Annotated in this window: 7 protein-coding genes; 2 read left to right on the plus strand and 5 right to left on the minus strand. The window is 66.6% G+C overall.

Going from position 1 to position 7,192, the window contains the following annotated elements; genetic code table 11:
- From GF405_04590 to GF405_04600, 3 genes are all read right to left on the minus strand, one after another.
- A partial coding sequence (locus GF405_04590) for a hypothetical protein (protein ID MBD3367436.1) occupies positions 1 to 162 on the minus strand: 162 nt, incomplete at its 3' end.
- 81 nt (positions 163 to 243) lie between these two features.
- Positions 244 to 1,071, minus strand: coding sequence for a hypothetical protein (locus GF405_04595; protein ID MBD3367437.1), 828 nt, complete (start codon positions 1,069 to 1,071; stop codon positions 244 to 246).
- Positions 1,072 to 1,140: 69 nt separating this feature from the next.
- Complete coding sequence (locus tag GF405_04600; protein MBD3367438.1) at positions 1,141 to 2,244, minus strand: hypothetical protein; 1,104 nt, start codon at positions 2,242 to 2,244, stop codon at positions 1,141 to 1,143.
- Between GF405_04600 and GF405_04605 the strand changes: the two genes are divergently transcribed.
- A complete protein-coding gene (locus tag GF405_04605; protein ID MBD3367439.1) occupies positions 2,231 to 4,666 on the plus strand; it encodes a prolyl oligopeptidase family serine peptidase in 2,436 nt (811 codons plus the stop codon). The two genes, GF405_04600 and GF405_04605, sit on opposite strands and share 14 nt — an antisense overlap.
- A gap of 107 nt (positions 4,667 to 4,773) precedes the next feature.
- A complete protein-coding gene (locus GF405_04610; protein MBD3367440.1) occupies positions 4,774 to 5,349 on the plus strand; it encodes an isochorismatase family protein in 576 nt (191 codons plus the stop codon).
- A gap of 70 nt (positions 5,350 to 5,419) precedes the next feature.
- Here GF405_04610 and GF405_04615 read toward each other — a convergent pair whose 3' ends face one another.
- Complete coding sequence (locus GF405_04615) at positions 5,420 to 6,226, minus strand: hypothetical protein (GenBank protein ID MBD3367441.1); 807 nt, start codon at positions 6,224 to 6,226, stop codon at positions 5,420 to 5,422.
- Positions 6,227 to 6,321: 95 nt separating this feature from the next.
- Positions 6,322 to 7,192: PHP domain-containing protein (locus tag GF405_04620; GenBank protein MBD3367442.1), on the minus strand; the 871-nt coding region annotated here is incomplete at its 5' end.

The following is a 7,192-nucleotide window of genomic DNA, read 5'->3' on the forward strand; positions in this document are numbered from 1 at the left end:
CAGGTATCCCTGGAACCAGATGGTCTCCGCGATCTCCCGCTCCCCGCTCGACCTGGGGGCCGGGGCCGAGGATCTGACCGTGTCGAAGAACGGCCCCGCCGCCGTGACGGCGACGATCGCCAGTACAGCGACTACTGCAAGAATCGAACTGGCATGTCTCATGTTTCCTCCAGAAAGGCGTGTCCATTCATGTGTCGCACATCTGCATTCGGCGTCGGCAGGACCCCGCGCCGGATTCACACTCTAGCGCAGCAGGACCATCGAGCTGGTCTCCCGGACGTCCCCCGCCTCGAAGCGGCAGAAGTAGACGCCCGACGCTGCCCGCTCGCCCGACGCGCTCCTTCCGTCCCACGCGAGCTCATGTCGTCCCGCGGGCATCGGACCGTCGACCAGCGCCTTCACCAGGCGACCCGAGACGTCGTAGATACGCACCCTGGCGGCATCGACGTCCTGCGACAGATCCATCACCAGCCAGGTCGAACCGCGGAACGGGTTCGGACGCGCCGCGTGGAGCTTCGTCTCGAACACGCCGCCGGTCTCGACGCGAATGGGCTCCTCGGGAACGACCGACTCGCTTCCATCGAGCTCGAGCACGACGAGGCGGTAGAAGAACGCCGTCCCCGGCCAGACGTCCGTGTCCTCGTAGGCCCCCGGGGATACGGGCTCGAGCGGCTCAGAGGTCAGGCGCTCGAAGGGCCCCTCCTCCGCCAGGGCACGCTCTATGTGGAACCCGGATACCGTCGCAAGCTCGGCGACGGTCCAGCGGAGCACCACCTCGTCCTCCGCCATCGCAGTCGCGATGAACGATGCTTCGACGGGCGTGTACGCTCCTCCGCCCCACAACAGGAACGAGGAGCTCTCGCCCTGACCAACGAACGGCGGCGCGATACGGGGACGGAGACGAAAGCTGGTCGACTGGCACGTCGGAGACTCCCCCACGGGCCCCCCGGACTCGAGCGCCCAGGTCCGCAGGATGAAGCTCTCGCTGTCGATCTCCACATCCGCCATCGTGGGAGCCGCAGCTCCCGCGATGAGAAGAGCCGCTGTTGCCAGGAGCAACAACTGCTTCATGCTTTCCTCCCTTCGGGACCCCAGCCTGGAGGGGTCCCACCGCGAGCGATTGCGGCCTCTCACGGACCGCTACTGGAGTGTCACCAGAACATCGATGCTGCCTGTGCCAGTTCGAAGCGAGCCTAGCGCCTTCCCCAGGATCGTGCCCGGTGCTGGACGCTCGCCGCGCATGGCGTGACCCGGTGTGGCGGCAGTAACAAGCAGGTCCCCGGGCTCGATGGCACCGTTCTCGGCCGAGACCCTGCACCGGACGATCCCGACAACGGCGACGGGCACCTCGTTGAACCGCTCCGCCATATCCCGTATACGGAGCTCCTCCGGTTCCTCGAAACCGTCACGCGGAATGTCCCACTCCCGCTCCGACCCGAGGAAACCGGGCTTCTCGCTGACAACGCCGAGGACCGCAGAAGACCTCGGCTCGGTCGAGCGCACGACCGAGCGGGTCCCGCTCCGGTCGACCACGACAACGTCCCCGGGCTCGAGCGACCGCGCGCCCTCGGAGGCCCGGATCATCTCGGCGAGGTCTGCGCCGCCCCCGGTGATCACACCGTCGGCCGTCACGTCGCCATTCTCATGAACGCGGAAGACAACGTCGTTCGCGAGGTACTCGAGCGCTGTGCACTCGAGGAACTGGAAATCGAAAGGGTTGATCTTCGGGGCCTCGAGCTGCAGCAGGTCGTCGTAGATATCGAACCAGCCCGTGGACGTGATCCGCGCCACGCGGGAGGAGTAGTCGCCGCTTTCAACTCGAAGGACCTCGCCGCCCGAGGGCGAGGCGACATGGAGCGGCACCTCCGGCGAGGCCGTTCCGACCCCGACGGCACCGCTCGAACGATGAACATCGGTCCCGGCGACCGACCACGGTCCTTGAGCGGCGTTGAGAGAGGCGGGAACGCTTCCGAGTCTGAGTCTCGGCTCGATCGTCTCGCCGTCGACCGTCAGTTCAAGGTAGTAGGGCGCGCTGTCGAACGTGATGAGAGAGTCCGCTGTCCCAAGCTCGAGTCGGAACCACCCGGCCTCGACGGGGACGGATGGATGCGACTCGGGCCCCCAGAGGGCCGTTCCTCCCTCCTCCTGAGCATAGAGCGTCGCCGACATGTCGAGCGCCGCTGTGAGGGGGTCCCCGGTGGTCGAGTCCGCCAGATAGCCCTGGAACCAGATGGTCTCCGGCACGCTCCGCGGGAGGGATCCGCGCGTCCGGGAAGGCGTGGCATGCAGAGGAAGGGCGAGTGGGACGAAAGCGACGGCAAGAAGTACGAGTGCTGAAGTGACGGACAAGCCTCGCAGGGAAGGCACCGAACCTCCTCGTGTCGAACACAGCTTTCCGTCCAAAGCTCGGTCTGGCCTTGATTTCGCGGGCAACATATCAGAAAGGGCGATTCTGTGTCGAGCGAAAACTGGGCGCCCTCGCGTGAGGGGGCGTCCGCTCCCTGCGAGATCCGGCGGTGTCCGCACCCTGCGAGGTCTGGGGGCGTGCCGAACCGGAATACCCGTGACCGGGTCACATGTGATACGCTTGTCCGATCGGCAACCGAAGCACCCGCACGAAAGGAGCCCGTTCATGCATCCGGCATTGAAGCAGGCAACAGGGCGCGCAGCACTCTCCGCGGTGTTCGCGGCGTTGATCCTGACGTTCATCCTCGCCGCGTCGGCAGTGGCCGCCGACCCGCCTCCCCCGCCGACCGCGGAGGACGAGATCCGCGGCATCCTCGAGGAGGTCGATCCGTGGGTCGTCTCCGACACGACGAAGATCCTCGCCTTCATCGGCGAGGAGACCAGAGGGACCGAGGAGCGCATCACCTCCTCGCAGCACTGGCAGCCGACCGTCGATGACCTCTCCGAGATCCTCGGCATCGACTATCTCGGCGCCCCCGACATCGACAACACAGGGCGCATCTACTTCTCGATGCGGCTGACGGGCGACGAATCGGCCTTCTTCCACATGGACGAGCCGATGGGCTGGCCCATGCAGATCACGCCGAACGGCTGGACCGAACAGGGGCTCCAGACCGGCTACCACCGGCTCGACCCGGGCGGCGACTACCTCTACATGACCGTCATGAAGCACGGCGACGAGGACTGGGATATCTGGCGCTTCGGGCGGGACGGGTCGTTCGAGCCGCTTCTGGTCGACCGCTCGATCTCCTACGGCACACCCCACATCATCGACGATACGTCGTTCTACTTCACCATCGACAACACCGAGCAGATCTGGTTCGCGCGCTACGACCTCGAGACCGCTGCGGTCGAGACGCTGTACACGGAGCCCGGCGCCTTCTATCTGCTGGACCACACAGACGGCAAGCTCCTCGGCATCCGCTTCATCTCGTTCTCCGAGTCGCAGCTCATCGAGGTCGATCTCGAGAGCGGCGAGGCGAGCGACCTCACGGACGTCGGCCTGTTCTGGACCGGCGACTATCTTGAGGACGGCCGCGTGCTCACCCTCTGCGACCTTCTCTCCGACGAGCAGGAGTTCCTTAAGCTCTTGACCATCGACCCGGAATCGGGCGACGTCGAGCTCATCCACGACCCCGGAGCCGAGGTGGACGACATGGAGCTTAACAAGCCGCTGGGCCGCGTCGCGCTCATCCTGAACCGCGACGGGTACTCGGAGATCTCGGTCGTCGACCTGGACGGCACCGTTACCACGCCGCCGTCACCCGGCGTCGGCATCATCTCGACGGTCGCGCTGAACGACCACGGCGACATGGTCTTCGACTTCAACTCGCCGTCGACGCCGCCGACCGCGTACTACGTCGCGGCCGGTTCGGACGAGCTCCAGCAGATCGGAAAGGTCTCCACGTTCGGCTTCGACTTCGAGGGCATCGACGTCCGGAGCATCGAGTATCCGAGCACCGACGGCACGATGATCCCAGCGTTCCTCTATCTGCCGGAGAACACCGAGCGCGACGGCGAGACGCCGTTAATCGTCGACTACCACGGCGGGCCTCCGGGCCAGAGCCGCCCCTACTTCCAACGGAACAAGGCCTTCGCGCTGGCGAAGGGCATCGGGTTCCTCTACCCGAACGTGCGGGGCTCCACCGGCTACGGCCCCGCGTGGGAACGTGCCGACAACCTCGAGGGACGCTTCCAGGCGCTCGAGGATGCCGAGGCCGCGCTCGACTATCTCTTCGACGAAGGCTGGACATCGCCGGAGCGGACGGCCATCTGGGGCGCCTCCTACGGCGGCTACACGGTCAACTACCTCGCCGTCCACGCCCCGACGAAGTTCGCGTGCGCCGTCAGCGAGGTCGGCGTCGCCGACGTCGACTGGAGCACGGAGAAGGGCGACCAGACGTTCCGCGAGGGGTGGGAGCGCGAGATGGCGCCGGTCGGAAGCGAGCTGGCGAAGCAGCTCTCCCCCATCTACTACGCCGACCGCATCGAACGTCCGATGCTCGTGACGGCCGGGTTCAACGACCCGCGCGTCGCGCCATCGGGGCCCCGGCGGTTCGCGTATCTTCTGAAGCGTCTCGGAAAGGACGTGCTCTACTTCGAGGACGTCGAGGCGGGCCACGGCGCGAGCGGGCGGAGCGACGTCGTCCGCGACCTGGCCCGGCACTACACGTTCACGTTCGACCACATCCTGGAGTAGCATCCCGGAACCGACCGGGACGGAGCGTGCCCGGGTCGGCCCTTGCCTCGAGCCGGAACAGGGCCTACGGTGTTCCGTGGGCCCTGTTCATTACGTGAGGAGGGAACATGCCACAGTTCTCCGAGAAGGATGCGCTCCTCATCGTCGACACGCAGAACTGCTTCATGCCCGACGGGACGGTGCCCGTGCCTGACGGCGACGAGGTCGTGCCGGTCCTGAACCGGTGGATCGAGAAGGCGCAGAGGGAGGGCGTCTTCATCGCGGCTTCGAGAGACTGGCATCCCCCGAACCACACGAGCTTCGAGCAGCAGGGCGGCCCGTGGAAGCCGCACTGCGTGCAGGACACCGAGGGTGCGGCGTTCCACCCTGACCTCCGGCTGCCCGAGAACGCCGTTGTCGTGTCCAAGGGCGACGACCCGGACGAGGAGGCCTATTCGGCCTTCCAGGGCACGGGACTCGCTCGGAAGCTCAGGGAGCAAGGCATCGAGACGCTCTGGGTCGGCGGCCTCGCGCTCGACTACTGCGTCAAGGAGACGGTGCTCGACGCGCTGCGCGAGGGGTTCGACGTGCGGCTCATCCGGAGCGCGACGCGGGCCGTCAACGCAGAACCGGGCGACGGCGAGAAGGCGCTCAGGGAGATGCGGAAAGCCGGCGCCTCCATCGTGGAGAACGCCGGCTCGTAGAAGCCTGTGCCGGTTCCGGTCTCGTCCGCGCCCCCCCGGGGTCACGCCCGAGGCGGCATCACCGTTCTCATCAGTCGAACCCGTAGAGCAGCCCGACCTCGGTCTCGTCGAGAGCCCGGTCGAAGATTGCGACCTGGTCGATCGCACCGGCGTACGCATCACCGTACAGGGAGCTCCCGAGACGCACGTCGGCCGCCGAGGTCCCGAGCGTCGTCGCCGCAACGATGCTCCCGACGAAGTCACCGTTCACGTAGAACCTCCCGACGTCGGACGAATCCACGAACGTGAACGCTATGTGGGTCCACTCGTCCACGCCGACCGGCACGACGTCGTCGAACTCGAACATCACGTCGCCGATGAAGGCCCGGATGTCGGTCAGCGTGTCGCCCGGCGCGACGCCGTGGAGGCCGAGCGAGTACGCGTCGTCGTAGTTCTTGTCGATGACGGCGTTGTAGGCCAGCGCCGTCCCATCAGGTTCGATCCATGCGGCCAGCGTGATGCTCCCGGTGACCCTCAGGTCCGGATGGTCCGGGATCCAGAGAGAATCGGAGGTCCCGTCGACGTAGATCGCGCGGGCCTCGTTCCCGTTGTGGTCCTTGACGAAGGGGAGTCCGACCGTTCCCGACGTTGCATCGTTGCCGCCCGGCGTCTCGTCCTGCATGTTCCCGTCGAAGCCGTAGAACGCGATGAGGCCGTCAATGTCGGGGTATCCACCGGCCTCTCCGGGGCCGGTCGTCTTGTCCTCACAGCCGGCCAGGAACACGAGCGACAGAACGGCGAGCAGAGCAATGACAGCCCTCATGGTGCCTCCTCTCCCAACAGCGGAACCGCCGCTCTCCGGGCTCACAGCGATCGGAGATACGCGACCCCTATTCATTCGTGTGCGAATAGTATCAGAAAGACAGATGCCCCGCAAGGGCTCATGGGCGGGTGTTCGCGTGTGTCGTGGAGAGAGGACCGGTCGCCGGAGGGCTAGCGGGACACCCTTCGCGCGGCCCGCAGGCCGTCGAGCACGTCGCCGGGCACATCGATCTCGCCGATGGCGATCTGGGGCTTCGAGGTGCCGTGGAAGTCGGTCCCGCCGGTCGGCACGAGGCCGTGGCGCTCACAGAGACCGCGGTAGTGCTCGATGAGCTCGGCGAGCTCTGCTTTCGAGATGAGCGGTTCGCGGTCGTAGTAGGGACGGTTCTTGTCGTAGGTGTAGTAGACCTCGAGGCCCCGGACGCCGGCCTCGGCACAGACGGCCACGGCCTCGTCGACCGACGGGTCGACAAGTTCGCCCGTCTTCGGGAAGACGGCGTTGTACGCGCCCGGGTGCGCCATGGACGAGACCCCGCCGGCGCGCTCGATGAGCTCGACGGTCGCCTCCAAGGTCAGCGAGAAGTCCTTCGTCACGTGCCACTCCCCGCCGAACGAGGTCTTGTCGAAGAACACATCGGCCCGGAAGTCGGGGTGGTGTTTCCTGAGGATCTTCCAGATGTGCGGCCGCCGGACGGTGTCACCCGCAGCCTCGGCGAGCACCTCCTCCTCGGGGATGGGAAGGTCGTTCTCCGCGAGCACCTTGAGCTGCTTCGCGAGCTTCCCGTTCTTCGCCTTCTGCAGCAGGTCGAGCGCCTCGACGAGCTCGGGATGCTCGGGGTCGATGTAGTAGCCGAGGATGTCGATCTCGACGAGATGCCGCTCGGGATCGTGCGCGATGCCGATCTCGACGCCGGGCACGACCTCGAGCCCGGCCTTCTCCCCCGCCGCGAGACCCGCCGCCACGCCGCCGACCGTGTCGTGGTCGGTGATGGCGATCGCGTCGAGGCCCAGCGAGCTCGCCTGTGCGACAAGCGCCTCCGGG

This window comes from Candidatus Effluviviaceae Genus V sp. (genome assembly GCA_014728125.1).
Classification (GTDB): domain Bacteria; phylum Joyebacterota; class Joyebacteria; order Joyebacterales; family Joyebacteraceae; genus WJMD01.

Bases quoted from the DNA above. Each gene is read 5' to 3' on its own strand.
- GF405_04595 (MBD3367437.1), bottom strand. From the start codon at position 1,071: ATGAAGCAGTTGTTGCTCCTGGCAACAGCGGCTCTTCTCATCGCGGGA.
- GF405_04605 (MBD3367439.1), top strand. From the start codon at position 2,231: ATGGTCTCCGGCACGCTCCGCGGGAGGGATCCGCGCGTCCGGGAAGGC.
- GF405_04610 (MBD3367440.1), top strand. From the start codon at position 4,774: ATGCCACAGTTCTCCGAGAAGGATGCGCTCCTCATCGTCGACACGCAG.
- GF405_04615 (MBD3367441.1), bottom strand. From the start codon at position 6,226: ATGAATAGGGGTCGCGTATCTCCGATCGCTGTGAGCCCGGAGAGCGGC.